The organism is Paenarthrobacter sp. 10L412 (genome assembly GCF_056395565.1).
Genome location: NZ_JBFTJT010000007.1, coordinates 130775 through 146929, shown reverse-complemented (window position 1 = coordinate 146929; position 16155 = coordinate 130775). Strand labels below are relative to the sequence as shown.

Genomic DNA, 16155 nt, shown 5'->3' with positions numbered 1-16155 from the left:
CCGACACAAAGAGCCTCAACGCGCGGGCATCGCGCGTTTCTCCCGTGTTTCGCTGGTGGCATATTCAAGGCTGTGGACGGGGTATGGGGTGCACCATAGAATCAAGTGGAATTGCCACAGCGACCTGCGGCTTTACAAACCATGCGTGGGGGCGCTGAGCATTCTGTGACGATTGGTTCGCCTTGTTCCAGTCGCAGACGTGCTGAAGGGTTGCACATGCGGTCAATAGTGAAACGTGTACTCGCCGTGATTGGCGTGGCTGGAATGCTGGCCCTCCCGGCCGGCGCCGCCTGGGCTGCAGATCCGGTGACCATACCGTCAGGCCAAAACATCGTGGATGATGCCAATGTCCTGGGCAGCCGCAAGGGTGAAGTTCAGGAAGCCATCCAGAAGACTCTCAAGGACCACAAGTACAACTTGTACGTGGTCACGGTGAACTCCTTCGAGAACCCTTCATCGCCCGCGGAATGGGTTAAGGCCGTTGCCACCAAGAGGGGCATGGGCAAGGCCGATGCCATTCTGGCCATTTCCACTGCTGGTCAGTACAACTTCACCCTGAACTCAGGGAGTTCCATTTACTCCAAGCAGTCCAATATCGCGCAGAACGCCGTTGTTGCCAACCTTGCCGGCGGTAAAAAAGACTATGCCCAGGCAGCGATTGACACAGCCGCAGCCATTGGAGACGCGGCCGGCGGTGGAAGCGGTACCGTGCCAAGCGGCAACGGCGGTGTGGGGGTCCTCGTCGGGGTTGGCGTAGTAGCAGCAGGCGGTGCGGCCACCTATCTCTACCTGCGAAATCGCCGCAAGAAGGTTGGTCAAGCATCCAGTGCCAGCTATGGTCCGCAAGGAGAAGAGCTTGACCCCCTGGCAGCCCTGAGCATTCCGGAGCTGCGCCAGAAGAGTGGTTCGTTGCTGATCGAAGCTGATGACGCCATCAAGTCCAGCGAACAGGAACTCGGGTTCGCCCAGGCCCAATACGGTGATTCGGCGATCGGCAACTTCACCAAGGCCCTGCAGGAAGCCAAAGCCCATATGACCGAATCGTTCAAGTTGCAGCAGCAGCTGGACGACCATATCCCGGACACCGAGGAACAACAACGGACGTGGCTCGGAGAGATTATTCGCCGTTCAGAGGCAGCCCTCGCGTCACTGCGCGACCAGAAAGCGGACTTCGACTCCCTTCGTGAACTCGAGAAGAAGGCCCCGCAGGCGTTGGCCACTGTCACGGCCGGCGCCCTGGAGGCCGACTCCAGGATCGCTACCGCAGAGCAATCCCTTGAGGGCCTCCGCAGTAAGTACGCCGAATCTGCGTTGACGCAGGTCTCAGACAACATCCTGCAGGCCAAGGAACGCCTTGCGTTCGTGCAGAACGCTGCCACCACCGCCCAGGAAAAACTGGCTGCCGGCGAAAACAGCCTGGCTGCCGTAGCTGTTCGGGCTGCCGAAGAGAGCCTGCACCAGACGAACGTCCTTATCGATGCGATCTCCAAGACTGCAGGCAGCCTTGACGAAGCACGCGCCTCTCTGGAAAGTGCGGTTGCGGAGACCAGCCAGGATCTCGCGCAGGCCAGGGCCATGATCCAGTCGGGTGAACATCCTGAGCTCGCTGGCCCGGTGGCTGGTGTGGAGGCGGCCCTGGGTCAAGTCAAGACTGAAATCCAAGGTGGCAAGATCGACCCCATTGCTACGTTGACCCGCGTGGAAACAGCACACCAGGCGCTTGATCAGTCATTGTCCGGCATCCGGGACCAGCAGGAACAGGCCCGCCGTGCACAAGCGTCCTTGCAGCAAACCATCATGGCGGCACAGGCCCAGATCAGCGCGACCTCGGATTACATCACGGCCCGTCGGGGCGGCGTTGGGACGGAGGCCCGCACCCGGCTCGCCGAGGCCCAGCGCAATCTCGACTACGCTTTGTCGATCTCGCGCAATGACCCGGTGACGGCTCTGACATACGCCCAGCAAGCCCACTCACTGGCCGCACAGGCAGCACAGCTGGCGCAGGCCGACGTCGACCACTTCGGCTATGCCGACCAAGGCTACGGCCGCGGTGGCATGTTCGGGGGTGGCGGCGGAGGTGGCGGTCTTGGAGGCGCGATTCTCGGCGGCATTCTCATTAACTCCATCTTCAACAGCGGTGGCGGCGGTTGGGGCGGCGGCCACAGCGACGGCGGTGGCGGCGGCGGATTCTTCGGCGGCGACTCCGGCGGCGGCGGCGACTGGGGCGGCGGTGGAGGCGACTTCGGTGGCGGCGACTCCGGAAGTTTCTAGCCCCACAGTTTAGATGGGGTCCATGCCCCGTCTAGGAGCGGTACAACAACTGATCACTGATTTCAGTGGCTTCCACTGAGCAGGACGAAAGGCAACACCATGGTTAAGCAGTCCATTTTCGGTCGGATCTCGCAGCTCGCCAAAGCAAACATCAACGCTTTGCTGGACCAGGCTGAGGACCCGCAGAAGATGCTGGACCAGATGGTCCGCGACTACACGAACAACATTGCTGAGGCCGAGTCCGCAGTGGCTCAGACCATCGGGAACCTCCGCATGCTGCAGGCCGACTACAACGAGGACGTCAAGAACGCCCAGGACTGGGGCAACAAAGCCCTTGCCGCGTCACGCAAGGCCGACGAATACCGTGCTGCCGGTGATACCGAGGACGCTACGAAATTCGACAACCTGGCCAAGGTTGCCATCCAGCGCCAAATGACGGCAGAGTCCGAAGCCAAGGCCGCCGAGCCAAGCATTGCGTCCCAGACCGAGGTTGTGGACAAGCTCAAGAGCGGGCTTGACCAAATGAAGAACAAGCTCAACCAACTCACTGCGAAGCGCAATGAACTCGTGGCCCGTTCCAAGACCGCTGCTGCGCAGTCGCAGGTGCACGACGCCCTGAAGAGCATCGACATCATGGACCCCACCAGTGAAGTTGGCCGCTTCGAAGAGAAGATTCGCCGCGAGGAGGCCAAGGTCCTGGGCCAGCAGGAACTTGCTGCATCCAGCTTGGACGCCCAGTTCAACCAGCTGGAAGACCTTGGGGAGCAGACCGAAATCGACGCGCGTCTTGCGGCCCTGAAGTCCGGCGGCAACAAGCCGGCCATCGGGGCTGGTGCCCCTGCATCCAGCGGCGCAACCATCGACGAAACCGATTTCGACAAGCTCTGACCAGGTAGGGCGTGGCAGCCCTCTGATGTTGGCTGAAGCATGAGAAATGGCCGGATCCCTCTTGGGGATCCGGCCATTCTCGTTCTCTGAGGGCAACCCTGCCTAGAGCGAGGAGGGCTCCAACGGATCCTGGCTGGGACTGACATCTGTAGCCACTTCAGCACGAATTTCGAAGCCCTTTGGGTGGAAATATGTCACAGTGCATTCAAGGACTTCACCGTGCGCTCCCAGGGTGGTCCTTTCCAAGCGCGGAACCATGGGGAATTCGCGGACATTCAGGGCATCGGCGAGGTGCTCCGGCGGGGCATGCATCGTGACGGTGATTTCAGCACGCTGGAGGGGCTTGGATGTCCTGTCCTGGATCACCTGGTAGATGGAATTGCGCTCGGCATCCGCGAGGCTGATGTGACGGCCAATGTGCGAGGGAATGAAGATTTCCGCAATGGCATAGGGCCAACCGCCGCTTGAATAGGAACGACGGATCACGAGGACAAGATTGTCATCGGACACCAGCTTGGCTGGCACCGACCTGTCCTTCTCCATCCATTTGTATTCAATCAGGCCTTTGACAGTCTTCATTCCTGCTGCTGTGAACGTCTCCATGAAGGGCGCCAAGCGGTTCAGCATTCGGACCGGACGCTGGGCCATGACGAAAGTGCCCTTGCCCTGCCGGCGAACAAGCAGCCCCTTCACAACGAGGGTTTCTATCGCCTTGCGGACCGTAGTACGACTAATCCCGTACTCGTCCATCAACGATTCTTCGGTCGGGATCCGTGCGCCCGGTTCCAACCGGCTGACTTGATCAGTCAGTACGTCTGCAACCTGCTGGTACACCGCTACGGGGCTGTTCCTTTGCAGGGCCTGTCGATCCAGGCCCTGGTTGTAGTCTTCCTTGACCATCCGGCCTTCCCATCCATTCCCGGCATGCAGCCGTTCCGGATTTGATGCTAGCACCGGCACTTCCAGGGCCTGGTGCAGCACAAAACAAAAGGCCCGAATCAGTGAAAACTGATCCGGACCTTTCTCCAGTTGCGGGGACAGGATTTGAACCTGTGACCTCTGGGTTATGAGCCCAGCGAGCTACCGAACTGCTCCACCCCGCGTCGCAAGAACAACTCTACCGCACCAGGCAGGGTGCTTATGACCATAGTGACGTGAAGGTGCTGCAGATCACTGCCCCCAGGGTTAGCCGGCAAATCGTCGCCAGGGTCTGCGGCGGAATCGACCTTACGAGCCTGCCCCTAACCCCGATGCCCGGGCACAGGTCGGAGCCCAGCGAGAGCCGTGCTAACTCCAGCCCTGTCCGGACGCGCCTCCCGCGGGAAGCGGATGGGGCCGGGAAGAGGAGGGGGGCGCGACTAAAGAGCAGGGGCCTAAACGCTGGTCCCTCAATCAACTGAACCCAGCATCAGGGAAAACATCACAACATCCGGGGAAAACAAAAGATCCGGATCAGTGAATACTGATCCGGATCTTTTCTCCAGTTGCGGGGACAGGATTTGAACCTGTGACCTCTGGGTTATGAGCCCAGCGAGCTACCGAACTGCTCCACCCCGCGTCGCAAGAACAACATTACCGTCCGGTGAATGGCAGACCAAATCCTGTCGACGTGATGTGCATCTCCCCCATCAATATCGCTCAACCGGACTTCCAACAGCCCGCTTCCGCAACTATTTCCTGTAAACCGAAAAGGGCCGTTGTCCGCTCCAGGAGGAGAGGACAACGGCCCTTCTAGTCACGCTGTGTCAACCATTCACCGGGTACTAGCTGCTCGGTGAAGGCGACGGTGTGGCGCTTGGTGTAGCACTCGGCGTCGCTGTCGGTTCCGGCGTTATGCCGAGACGGGTCTCGGCATCGATCGCCCTCTTGAGAGCGTCGGAGAGCTTGGTCTGCTGCTGGCCATAACCGGCAAAGTCTCCCTTGGCCAGAGCTGCCTGGCCATCCACGATTGCCTTGTTGGCGTCGTCCAGAGCCGCCTTGAGATCAGCCTTGGCGTCGGTCGGGCCGGCAGGAGGCGTTGTGGTCCCAGGCGGCGTTGCGGGCGTCTGGCCATTGTTCTCGGAGTCGCCAGCCTTGGCACCGGAGTTACCGCCGAACAATTGGTCCAGAGCCTCATCCAAGGTAGCTGCAAAGCCGATCTTGTCGCCGAAGGCCACGAGGACCCGCTGCAAGGTGGGGTAAGAGGTCTCGCCTGTTGACTTCAGGTAGACGGGCTGGACATAAAGTAGGCCGCCGCCAACGGGCAGGGTCAGCAGGTTGCCGTTCAAAACATCCGAAGCGCCCTGACGCAGCAAGTTAAGCGCCTGGGAGACGGTGGGATCCGAGTTGAACTTGTTCTGCGCCTGGCCTGGGCCAGGAACCTGGGTGTCCGTTGGAAGTTGCAACAGCCTTAGCTTGCCGTAGCTGTCCGCCTTAACCCCCTTGACATTTCCGGCATCTGAATCCGCGGCCAGGAATCCATAGAGGATATTCCTTGCGTTCCCGTTGACTGTCTGCGGAATGAAGGATGACGTGAGTTGGAACGCAGGCTTGTCTTGGTCAGGCATCTGCAAAGACATGTAGAACGGCGGCTGCTTGACGGCTTCAGAGACCGTGGGGTCGTTCGGAACACTCCAGGCATCGTTGTTCTGGTAGAAGTTGTCAGGGTTCGTGACGTGGTAGCGACCCAGAAGTTCACGCTGGACCTTGAAAAGGTCCTCTGGGTAACGGACGTGGCTCATGAGGTCGCCGGACATCTCTGTGTAGGGCTTGATGGTGGTAGGGAACACCTTCTGCCAAGCCTTCAGAAGAGGATCATGGTCATCCCAGGCATAGAGCGTGACTGAACCGTCATAGGCGTCAACCGTGGCCTTGACTGAGTTGCGGATGTAATTGACGGAGCTGTTGGGCAGGGTCACCGTCCGGCCTGCACTGGTCTGCGAATCAACGGTTGCGTTCTGCAACTGCTGGGGTTGGGAGTACGGGAAGTACTGGCTGGTGGTGTAACCGTCAACGATCCACTTCACACGGCCATCGACGACGGCCGGATAGGCGTTGCCATCCACCGTCAGGTATGGGGCGAGCTTCTCAACCCGTTCACGCGGATTGCGGTCGTAGAGAATCTGGGACTTCTCATTCACACCGTCAGACAGCAACAAGTCCGAGGACTGGAATTTGATGGAGTACAGAATGCGGTTGAGCCAGTTGCCTACGACGGGACCGCCGTTCCCGGTGAAGGTGTACTGGGTTTCTCCCCCGCCTTCGCGTCCCGCTGGGCGGTCCTGTTCGCGATGCTGGGCACCCTCGGGAGCTCCAACGATCGAATATTCAGGAGAGTTCTCACCGAAATAGATGCGTGGTTCGTACGAGGTGTCGTTGCCGAGAACGCCATTGGATGGAATGCCTGATTGCAGGAATTCCGGCTTGCCATCAACGGTGAATTTGTTGCCCTTCGCTGCGACCACACCGTAGCCGTGCGTATAAACGATGTGCCGGTTGACCCAGGTCTGCTGGTTTGCACTCAGTCCGTCGGGGTTCAGCTCGCGAACAGCGATGACGGTGTCCTGCACTTTGCCATCCACCGTGTAGCGGTCCACGTTCAGTGTTTGAGGGAACTGGTAGTACGGACGGTACTGCTCAAGCTGGGCGAACGCCGAGGAGATGAGGTTCGGATCCAGCAGGCGGATGTTGGCCGCGGTCTGGGCGTCTTTTGCCAAAGCTCCGCTTGTGGCCGTTGTTGTGGCGTTATAGGCGGAGACATCAATCTTGTCCAGGCCGTAGGCGGCCCTGGTCATCTTGATATTGCGGTCAATAAACTCCCTTTCCAGGGTGTTCTCCGAGGGACGCACCTGGAACTGCTGGATAACCCATGGGTAGACGCCACCAGCCAGGATGGCCGTGATGATCAGCATCGCTGTACCGATCACGGGCAGGCGCCAGCGGCCGATAACCGCAGCAATGATAAAGAGAATCGCAACCAGGCCAGCGGCAACCGCCAGGATGGCCTTGGTGGGCACAACGGCATTGACGTCCGTATACAGGGCACCCGCCCACCGTCCGGATGAGCTCTGCACTGTGGAGTACCTGTCCAGCCAGAAATTCACGCCAAGCAGCAACAGGAAGAATGCACCCGTTACGGCAATGTGGATCTGGGCGGCACGGCTGGTGAATACACCACGCTCCATGAGCCGGATGCTTCCGTAGAGGTAATGCGTGAGGATGCCCGCAATGCCAGCCACTACAGCGATGCTGATGAGGAATCCGGTAACAAAGCCAAGGAACGGAAGCGACATCAGGTAGAAGCTGATGTCCAGGTTGAACAACGGATCCGTTTGGCCGAAGGGTTCCTGGTTGAAGAAGAGGAGGACCTTCTGCCACTGGCTTGCCGCGGCGCTGCCGGCAAAGAGCCCGAACAGGATGGGCAGGCCCACCATGACGACCCGGCGGACAGGCTCAAGCTGGGCCTGGTAGCGGTTGAGGTTGTCACGTGACTCAGCATCCGGAGCGTAGACAGGCCGGGCGTGGTACGCGATCCTGATGGCGAAGTAGACGGCAGCGAACATCATGGCGAAACCGACCAGGAAAGTGACGATCCTGGCGAGGTTCTCGCGGACATAAACTTCGAAGAAGCCGAGCTGCTGGTACCAGAGGACGTCTGTCCACACATTGGCGAAGAAAATGAATCCAACGACGGCCACTGCCACGACGATGAGTGTCGGAGTCAGGGCACCTCGTCTCAGCGGCGATCTTCCGGGCGGGTTGGAGCTGGCGGGACGGGACAAACTCTGTACCTCATTGGTGGTCGTCAGTTAAAAGTCGGTGTGCGTGTGTTCGACGATCTCTGCCCCTGGGCGATGGCGGAGTCCGTCATATATGCCACGAGTGGCGGTGGAGCTAAGTTCCACCGTCAGTCTAGTTGTTGGTGCAGGTGGGAAGGCCCGCCGTGTCCTGTCCTGAACCGAGTCGTTCCACCGCCGCGGTTGCATCGGCCAAGGTTTCCACCTTCACCACCTGCAGGCCATCAGGAATGTGCCCTACGACGTCGGCGCAATTCGCGGCCGGAGCCAGGAACATGGTGGCTCCATGCTGACGCGCTCCAATCATCTTCTGCGCGATGCCGCCGATGGCTCCCACTGCCCCATCAGCGGTGATGGTTCCGGTCCCTGCCACATGCTTTCCCCCTGTGAGGTCCCCTGGGGTGAGATTGTCCACGATGCCCAGGGCAAACATCATTCCGGCGCTCGGACCGCCCACATTGTCCAAGGAAATCTTCACGTCAAACGGGAAGGTGAAGTCGCTGCCCAGGAGGATGCCCAGGACATAGCGGCCAGCGGGATTCTTGGTGGGCGTTATGGTTTCCGTGACTGCGGAACCGTTCCTGTCCACGACGAGGACCGCCGGGGCGCCGTTTCCGGCTGCCAGTTCAGCCTGGACCATGCTGAGGGAGGAGATCGGCTTTCCGTTAATGGAGGCCAGCCGGTCGCCCTCCTGAAGTTTCCCCACTGAAGGAGACGGATCCGAGAGGCCCGCCACCTTGAGCCTCTGTTCAAAGGGGATGTCCAATTGCCGCAGCGCTGCGGCAACAGCGTTTTCCTGCGAAGTCTCCATGGCAATTTCGCCTTGCTGGACCGTCTCCTCCGCTGTGGTGCCTTTGGGATAGATCAATTCCTCGGGATAAACGGCTTTCGATTTGTCCAACCAAGCCCGAAAGACCTCGAAAATGGTTGCAGGAGTCTTCGGCCCGCCCGCCATCACCACCGTCGTCAGGTCCAGGTTCCCCTTGGCTGGGAAGGACTCATGTCCCGAAATGCTGATGACCGGTTTGTCCCCATCCTGCCCCAACGTATTAAAGGTCGGTCCGGCAGACTCAACAACGTAGGGAACCGGCAAAGCAGCCGCCCCGATCCCAAGTCCCAGTGCCAGCAGGCCCGAAACCACCATGATCATGTACCGGCCGCTGCCGGGAGGTTCCGGAGATTCCGGGGAGGAATCGGCGTCGTGGGTTTGACGCGGATCGAGCGAGCCCTCCGGGCTGGGCGAAGTAAGCATTGAGGCCTCTCTTTACCGGCACTGAGCGACCGGCATTTTGGCTCCTGCCGCTGGCCGCGGCGACGGGCACATACCAAACATCCACATTACGCGGTCGGACGTTGTGGGGATGCTTTGCCTACAGCGAACGACGCCGCACACAGGCAGACAGCCTTCCCACCGCGCGGTACGGTGAAAGTGATCACCAGCCAGTTCGACGATCGGCGGCACCATGACTTCCAATCCCAACAACCCGTCAGATGACGATGAGACGCCCAAGGACCCGCTGGCGGAAATGCTGCAGAACCTGATGGGCGGCCAGGGCTTGGGCAACATCGATCCCGCCGAACTGGCCAAGGCCGCGGGGCTGCCCAACGATCCCCAGCTCCTGCAGCAAATGTTCGCACAGGTCCAGGCCATGATGAGCTCAACGTCCGAGGGCCCGGTGAACTGGCAACTGGCCCATGAGAACGCACGACGCGTGGCGGCGTCCGGGAGCGATCCCTCAGTGAACGCCCAACAGGCCCGGGACATCGATGAAGCGCTCCGGCTGGCGGAACTATGGCTGGATCCGGTGACAGATCTTTCCGCCACTGGACTTATTGGCCGTGCGTGGTCCCGCGCGGAATGGGTTGAAGCAACGCTTGGAACCTGGAAGCGGCTGACTGAGCCAGTTGCCAACAGCATCGCCAATGCTTTGTCCAACGCGTTGACCCAGCAGATGCCCGAGGAAATGAAGTCCATGATGGGTGGGGCCTCGTCAATGCTCCAGAACATGGGCGGCGCCATTTTTGGGATGCAATTGGGCCAGGCGATTGGCGCACTCTCGGCCGAGGTAGTCAGCTCCACGGACATTGGTGTTCCCTTGGCCGACCTGGAGATGGCTCTGCTCCCGGCCAACGTCGCCAAGTTCGGCGAAGGACTCAGCCTCCCCGAAAATGACGTCCGGCTCTTCCTCGCCGTCCGCGAAGCAGCCCACGCCCGGTTGTTCGTGCAGGTGCCGTGGCTTCGCGGCCACTTGCTCGGCGCCATTGAAGCCTATGCACGAGGCATCCACATTGACATGTCCCGAATCGAGGATCTCGCCCGGGATCTGGATCCCGGCAATCCTGAAGGAATCCAGGAAGCCTTGTCCCAGGGTGTCTTCACTCCGGAGCGGACGCCAGTTCAGACCGCCGCTCTTGAGAAGCTCGAAACGGCACTTGCCCTCGTGGAGGGCTGGGTGGATGAACTCACTGCTGAAGCCACGGACAAGGTACTGCCCTCGGCAACCGCCCTGCGCGAAACTGTCCGTCGTCGGCGTGCCACCGGCGGTCCTGCCGAACATGCCTTCTCATCGCTTGTGGGGCTGGAACTGCGCCCACGCAGGCTTCGGGAGGCCGCTACCCTGTGGGCAACCCTGAAAGCAGAACGCGGTATTGCAGGCAGGGATGCCATCTGGCACCACCCTGATCTCCTGCCCACCGGGGAAGACCTGGACGATCCCAAGGGCTTCTCCGAACGCCGCAGGCTCGCCGAGGCCAGCGACACCGAAGTTGACGATGCTCTGCAGAAGCTCTTGAGCGGTGGCTACGATGAGCCTGAGGACGCCGTATCGGAGGACGAAGACTCGCAAGACGACACCGGGCCAGACTCGGGAAGCGCAGACCCGAAGTCACCGTCCACCTAAAGTCAGCAAATGGTCGCCATGGATTTCATGGCGGCCTTTGCCGTCTCTAGACCCTTACCTCCGCGTCCGTTCCGGCAGGTTGGTTGGCGTCACCGCTCAACCCACGGGACGTCGCGAACGCGACCCCTTCCAAGAATGCTTTGGCGCGTTGTGTCTCCGGGTAGGCCTCAAGCAAGCGCCAAAACTGCGCGTTGTGTCCAGCTACCAACAAATGCGCCAGTTCGTGCAGGAGCACGTAGTCGATCACCCACTGGGGCATCGCCTGAAGCTTGTTTGAAAGCCGGATGGTTCCATCCGCTGGAGTAGCCGAGCCCCACCGTGAGTTCTGGTTCGTCACCCAGCGGACCGACGTCGGAACCGCCCGTCCTCCAAGGTAGGTCCGCGAAAGATGCCCTGCATGCTGGGCAAGTGCCTCATCCGTGGCAGGCCTGCGCCGATCTGTTTTACCCGCCCGGCGCTCACCTTGCTTCTGCAGCTTCGCAAGCATGCGCCGTACCCACTCGCGCTCCTGCGATTTGGTAAAGCTTGCCGGAATCGCGACAACGGCATTACCGTCTTCCCAAAACGCAGCTACCGTCCGTCGGCGCCGGGCTGAGCGCCTGACGACTACCGGAGCGCCGTCGTCGGTGAGCATCGGAACGTCGGCCTGCCCGGCTGTTGAGCGCGGCATCAGAGGTTGGTGCTCTCTGCGAGGACGGCGAGGACGGCTTCACCGTAGCGCTCCAGTTTGGAGGGCCCTACCCCCGCCAGTCCGGCCAATTCCTCCAGCGACGCCGGCCGGGCTTCGGCTATTGCGGTTAATGTGGCATCAGTGAAGACAACGTAGGCGGGAACGTCGGCAGATTGCGCTTCATCGCGCCGCCACTGCCTCAGGGCGTCGAAGGTCTGTTCCTCGTAGGTGGGCGGGCATTGGTTGCAGCGACCCACTTTCCTCTCGGCTCCGGAGGCAAGCATGCTTCCACACACCCTGCACGACGCCGGCGCGGCAGCTTTGCGGCGCGTGGAACCTGCCCGGCTCCTGGCGTTCGCGGACGCCACCGAATCCGGCCGGAGTCCATCGAGGAAGCGGGAGGGCTTGCGGTTGGCGCGGCCACCCGGAGTACGCGCAGAGGACCACGACAGGTTCAGATGCTCACGCGCACGGGTGATCCCGACGTAGAGCAACCGGCGTTCTTCGTCGACGTCCTCCGGTGTGTCCGCGAAGGAGATAGGCATGAGTCCTTCGCTGAGGCCCACCAGGAACACGGCATCCCATTCAAGGCCCTTTGCCGAGTGAAGGGAGGCAAGCGTCACACCCTGAACTGTGGGAGCATGCTGGGCCACCGAACGTTCCTGGAGCTCGTTGACGAACTCAGCCAAGGTGAAAGACTCTCCGCGGGTGACTGACAACTCATCAGCCAAGGCCACCAAGGCGGCCAGCGATTCCCAACGCTCGCGAAGGGCTCCCCCGCTGTGCGGCGCGGCTTCGCTGTAGCCAAGCGAGGCAACAATGTCACGGACAATCTGGCCCAAGGGCTCCGGAGGGCCTTCCGCCACAGCCCTGGTTGCAGCCCTCAACTGCAGGATGGCATCCCGGACCTCCTTGCGAGCGAAGAACCTCTCTCCGCCCCGAAGCTGGTAACCGATCCCCGCCGACGCCAAGGCTTGCTCGTAAGCTTCGGATTGCCCGTTGGTGCGGAACAGTATGGCGATCTCGCTGGCCTTAACTCCGGTGTTGAGTAGCTCTTGGATTCTGCCGGCAACGACCGCCGCCTCTGCTTCGTCGTCCGGACATTCCATGAACCGAGGCTCCGGGCCGGCAGGCCTTTGGGCGACAAGCTTGAGCGGAGGCGCCCACGCCGCATCGGCAACCGGTCCGCCAGATCGCCGAGACCCGAGGAGATCATTGGCCAGCTTAACGACCTGCGGCGTGGACCTGTAGTCACGGATGAGCTTGACCACGGTGGCACCTGGATAGTGTGCCTTGAAATTCAACAGGTGCTTGGGCGAGGCGCCGGTAAAGGAGTAGATGGTCTGGCTGGCATCGCCCACCACGCACAATTCGTCACGGCCACCCAGCCAGAGATCCAGGAGCCGCTGCTGAAGCGGGGAGACGTCCTGGTACTCGTCGACGACGAAGTGGCGGTATTGCTCCCTGACGGTCGCTGCCACCTTGGGATCCTCCTGGAGGATCCCAACGGTAATCAACAGGACGTCTTCGAAGTCAATGACGTTGCGGTCAGTCTTAATATCCTCGTACGCCTGGAACACCCTGGACACAGCCGTGAGGTCGAAGCCACCCGGAGTCCCGCGTCCTTGTGCATTCTCCAGGTAGTTGGCAGGTGTGAGCATAGAGACTTTTGCCCACTCAATCTCTGCAGCCAAGTCTCTGATGGACGCGCGATCAGTGCTGAGGCGAAGCCTGCGTGAGGCCTCAGCGATCATGTTCGCCTTGTGGTCCAGGAGGCTGGGCAGGGTGCCGCCGATCGCCTGAGGCCAGAAGAACTGTAATTGCCTCAGGGCCGCAGCGTGGAATGTCCGTGCTTGGACATTGGCCACGCCAAGATCCCGAAGCCTGCTGCGCATTTCGGCCGCCGCCCTGGCTGTGAAAGTCACGGCCAGCAACCTCTGTGGTGAATACACCCCGGAGTGCACTCCATAGGCGATGCGGTGCGTGATGGCGCGGGTCTTGCCTGTGCCTGCACCTGCAAGTACGCACAGGGGGCCGGTCAGAGTGCTGGCTACTTCACGTTGCTCATCATCCAGGCCGCTGAGGATTCGCTCCTCAAGTGAGCCCCCGACGTCGAAAATTCCTCCTGTCACGGCTGGAGGTCTTCGATGACGCCGCCGTACCAATGCTCAATCAACGAGCGTGCAATCGACAGGCGCGTGGAGATAGTGATCTCGCCACTCAACACGGCCTCCTGCAATTCTTCCCGGCTGAACCACCGCGCGCGGGTGACCTCGACGCCGTCGGGGCGGGCAACGGCGTCGTTCGTTATTGCCGTAAAGCCCAACATGAGCGAGGCAGGGAAGGGCCACGACTGCGAACCGAGATACTGGCATGCAGTAACGCGGACACCTACTTCCTCGCCGATTTCGCGGACAACGGCCTGCTCAAGCGATTCCCCGGGTTCAACAAATCCAGCAAGGGTGGAGTAGTTCCTGGCGTCGGCAGGCCCGCCGCCACCCAGCAGGAGGCGGCCATCAGGGCCGACTACAGTAACGATGATCGCCGGGTCTGTGCGCGGATAGTGCTCAGAGTTGTCCTTGGGACACCGCCGCACCCAGCCCCCGGTTTCAATATCAGTTGGCGTGCCGCACTGCGGGCAATGGGTATGTGTCGCGTGCCAGTTGGAGATGGCACTGGCTTCGATGAACAAGGCGGTGTCAGTAGCATCGAGGCGTCCGGCAACTTCCCGGAACCCGGCCCACTGCGCATCGGAAGGGATCAGGGCTGTCCCCGGCACGGGCGGCTCAGCAACTGTAAACAGCAAAACAGGAGTACCCTCGGCCACGGAAGAAGGGCGCAAGGTGGTACCCAGGTAGATAGCAGTCAGGGCGCCAGCTCTTGCTTCGCCGAGGGCAGCCCACAGTGGACCAGCGTCCCCGAACCAGAGGCCGTCCCTGCTCACCAGCGCCTTGCGTTGGGAAATGACCATGGCCTTGGCCTTGCCGGAGACGATGAGGTCCTCAACCATGCCAGGCTTCATGCGCTCACTGGAGCCTCGGTCCACCAACGCCGGGCGCACTGGAAGAACAGTTTCCATCAAGTGGTTGGCCAGCGCCGGAGACTCCGCATAACTCATGTATCTACCGTACTGATTCGCACCGACAAAGAACATTTGGATCGGCCGCTTGTGCATATCGCAGCATTGCCGGCCGCTGAACTGACCGATGATCCACTTCTGCCTTGTTTTCGTGCGGATCTGAAGACTCGCCGCACTGCATCATGGCCATGGGCGCCACTCAATCTACCGTGGAAGACGTGAGAAGAACACCGCTCGAACTGGCCGCTGTAGCAACCGCGGCGGTGCCCGGACTGGCACCGACGGCTACAGCCTATTCCCCCGACGACGACGCCGACTTCGATTCGGCGTTGTTGCTCGACGCGGAAGGCAAGCGCTGGCGCGTCCGTTCGCCGCGCCATCCCGAGGCCAGTACCCGCCTCGAAACGGAATTCATGGTCCTGCGGGCCTTCGCGCCCGCCATCCGTGCCGAGCTTCCTTTCCATGTGCCAACCGTGGCCGGCACTGTCCGGCAGGGCGCCCTCACAACGTTCGTGTACGCCCATCTGCAGGGTTCCACGCTGTCCATTGACGAGCTATCCGCTGGCAGCCCGGCTTTGGCCCGTGATATTGGCAATGCCCTTGCCGCCATCCACGACCTCCCCCTGGCACTGGTCAACAACGCAGATCTGCCCAGCTACTCGGCCAACGAGTTTCGGCAGCGCAAGCTCAACGAATTGGACCAAGCGGCCACTACCGGCAAGATTCCTGCCATTTTGCTGCGGCGCTGGGAACATGCCCTTGAGGACGTCGCACTCTGGCGATTCAACCCGTCGGTGGTTCATGGCGACCTCCACGAAGACAACCTGATGGTCCAGGACGATACCGTGACGGCCTTGACGGGATGGACCGATCTCCGCATCGGTGATCCCGCAGATGATTTCGCCTGGCTGGTGGCGTCCAACGAAGCCTCGTTTGTTGAGGCCGTGCTGAGCCGGTATACCGAGGCGCGCCGGGACACGCCTGACGCCCATCTGCTTCGACGGGCCGCTCTGCTGGCTGAATTCGCGTTGGCACAGTACCTGGTGAAGGCAATGGCCGTTGGGCACGGGGATATGACGTCTGAGGCAGTATCAATGCTGCAGTCCCTCGCGGACGACATCGAAGAGCAAGCGAGGCAGGACGAGGCCGTTCTGGCCGCCGAGCAGGCAGCAGCAGCTGAGGCGGAGGCTGAGGCGGAGGCTGAAAGCGCAGCACTGCAGGGTGCGTCGAAGCAACGGGCGAGCACCCAGCAGCCCGCCGTTACAGTCGTGCCGATTCCCGACGCCGGGACTTCAGTCCCAGTGACGCCCCTGCCTCCCACGTCTTCGAAGGAAGTCCCCCACGCCGGAGTGCCTGACGCCGAAGCGCCTGGCAAGGAAGTGCCTGGCAAGGAAGCGGCATCAGACGCGGATGCCGGAACCGCGTCGGACAAGGTGGCAGAAGAATCCAACTCCCGGCCTCAGGATGACGCGTCGACTGCGGCTTTGAATGTTGTCAATGTGACACCGCTGCATGCGGGCGAGCGCTCCTAGACCAGCGCTTCCAGACCTCAGTTTCCGGCCCTGCCTCCAG

10 protein-coding genes and 2 tRNA genes are annotated in these 16155 nt (G+C 61.2%); 4 read left to right on the top strand and 8 right to left on the bottom strand.

Translation table 11 applies throughout. The annotated features are described in order from the left end of the window. The first annotated feature begins 216 nt into the window (after positions 1-216). Positions 217-2271 carry a TPM domain-containing protein gene (locus tag AC1DD7_RS10980; RefSeq protein ID WP_477514991.1) on the top strand — a complete coding sequence of 685 codons (2055 nt, stop codon included), beginning with the start codon at positions 217-219 and terminating at the stop codon, positions 2269-2271. Positions 2272-2370: 99 nt separating this feature from the next. Then, positions 2371-3159: a PspA/IM30 family protein gene (locus AC1DD7_RS10975; protein WP_477514990.1), complete on the top strand. Its 789-nt coding sequence runs from the start codon at positions 2371-2373 to the stop codon at positions 3157-3159. A gap of 102 nt (positions 3160-3261) precedes the next feature. Here the strand turns inward: AC1DD7_RS10975 and AC1DD7_RS10970 are convergent, their stop codons facing one another. The 5 genes from AC1DD7_RS10970 to AC1DD7_RS10950 all read right to left on the bottom strand — a co-directional run bounded on the left by AC1DD7_RS10970 (position 3262) and on the right by AC1DD7_RS10950 (position 9186). Continuing rightward, positions 3262-4059, bottom strand: coding sequence for a GntR family transcriptional regulator (locus tag AC1DD7_RS10970; protein WP_442003739.1), 798 nt, complete (start codon positions 4057-4059; stop codon positions 3262-3264). A 129-nt stretch (positions 4060-4188) separates the two neighbouring features. Further along, positions 4189-4262: transfer RNA gene (locus AC1DD7_RS10965), tRNA-Met, on the bottom strand. Between the two features lie 381 nt (positions 4263-4643). Further along, positions 4644-4717 (bottom strand) — tRNA-Met (locus tag AC1DD7_RS10960). A gap of 205 nt (positions 4718-4922) precedes the next feature. Further along, positions 4923-7919, bottom strand: a complete 2997-nt coding sequence (locus tag AC1DD7_RS10955; protein WP_477514989.1) for a UPF0182 family membrane protein — start codon at positions 7917-7919, stop codon at positions 4923-4925. Positions 7920-8049: 130 nt separating this feature from the next. Then, positions 8050-9186, bottom strand: a complete 1137-nt coding sequence (locus AC1DD7_RS10950) for a YlbL family protein (RefSeq protein ID WP_477514988.1) — start codon at positions 9184-9186, stop codon at positions 8050-8052. Positions 9187-9397: 211 nt separating this feature from the next. Between AC1DD7_RS10950 and AC1DD7_RS10945 the strand changes: the two genes are divergently transcribed. Further along, positions 9398-10834, top strand: a complete 1437-nt coding sequence (locus tag AC1DD7_RS10945; protein ID WP_477514987.1) for a zinc-dependent metalloprotease — start codon at positions 9398-9400, stop codon at positions 10832-10834. Between the two features lie 46 nt (positions 10835-10880). On the opposite strand, the gene AC1DD7_RS10940 is transcribed toward AC1DD7_RS10945, so the two are convergent. The 3 genes from AC1DD7_RS10940 to nudC are packed head-to-tail and all read right to left on the bottom strand — an operon-like array spanning position 10881 to position 14622. Next, complete coding sequence (locus AC1DD7_RS10940; RefSeq protein ID WP_477514986.1) at positions 10881-11504, bottom strand: M48 metallopeptidase family protein; 624 nt, start codon at positions 11502-11504, stop codon at positions 10881-10883. Then, entirely contained in the window at positions 11504-13636 is a 2133-nt protein-coding gene (locus AC1DD7_RS10935) for an ATP-dependent DNA helicase UvrD2 (RefSeq protein WP_477514985.1), read from the bottom strand. Before AC1DD7_RS10935 ends, AC1DD7_RS10940 begins: the two co-directional genes overlap by 1 nt. After that, positions 13633-14622: an NAD(+) diphosphatase gene (gene nudC, locus AC1DD7_RS10930; RefSeq protein ID WP_477514984.1), complete on the bottom strand. Its 990-nt coding sequence runs from the start codon at positions 14620-14622 to the stop codon at positions 13633-13635. The genes AC1DD7_RS10935 and nudC overlap by 4 nt, the downstream gene beginning before the upstream one ends. Before the next feature lie 179 nt (positions 14623-14801). Here nudC and AC1DD7_RS10925 point away from each other — a divergent pair, with 179 nt between their 5' ends. After that, positions 14802-16115, top strand: a complete 1314-nt coding sequence (locus AC1DD7_RS10925) for a macrolide 2'-phosphotransferase (protein WP_477514983.1) — start codon at positions 14802-14804, stop codon at positions 16113-16115. The last annotated feature ends 40 nt before the right edge of the window (positions 16116-16155 follow it).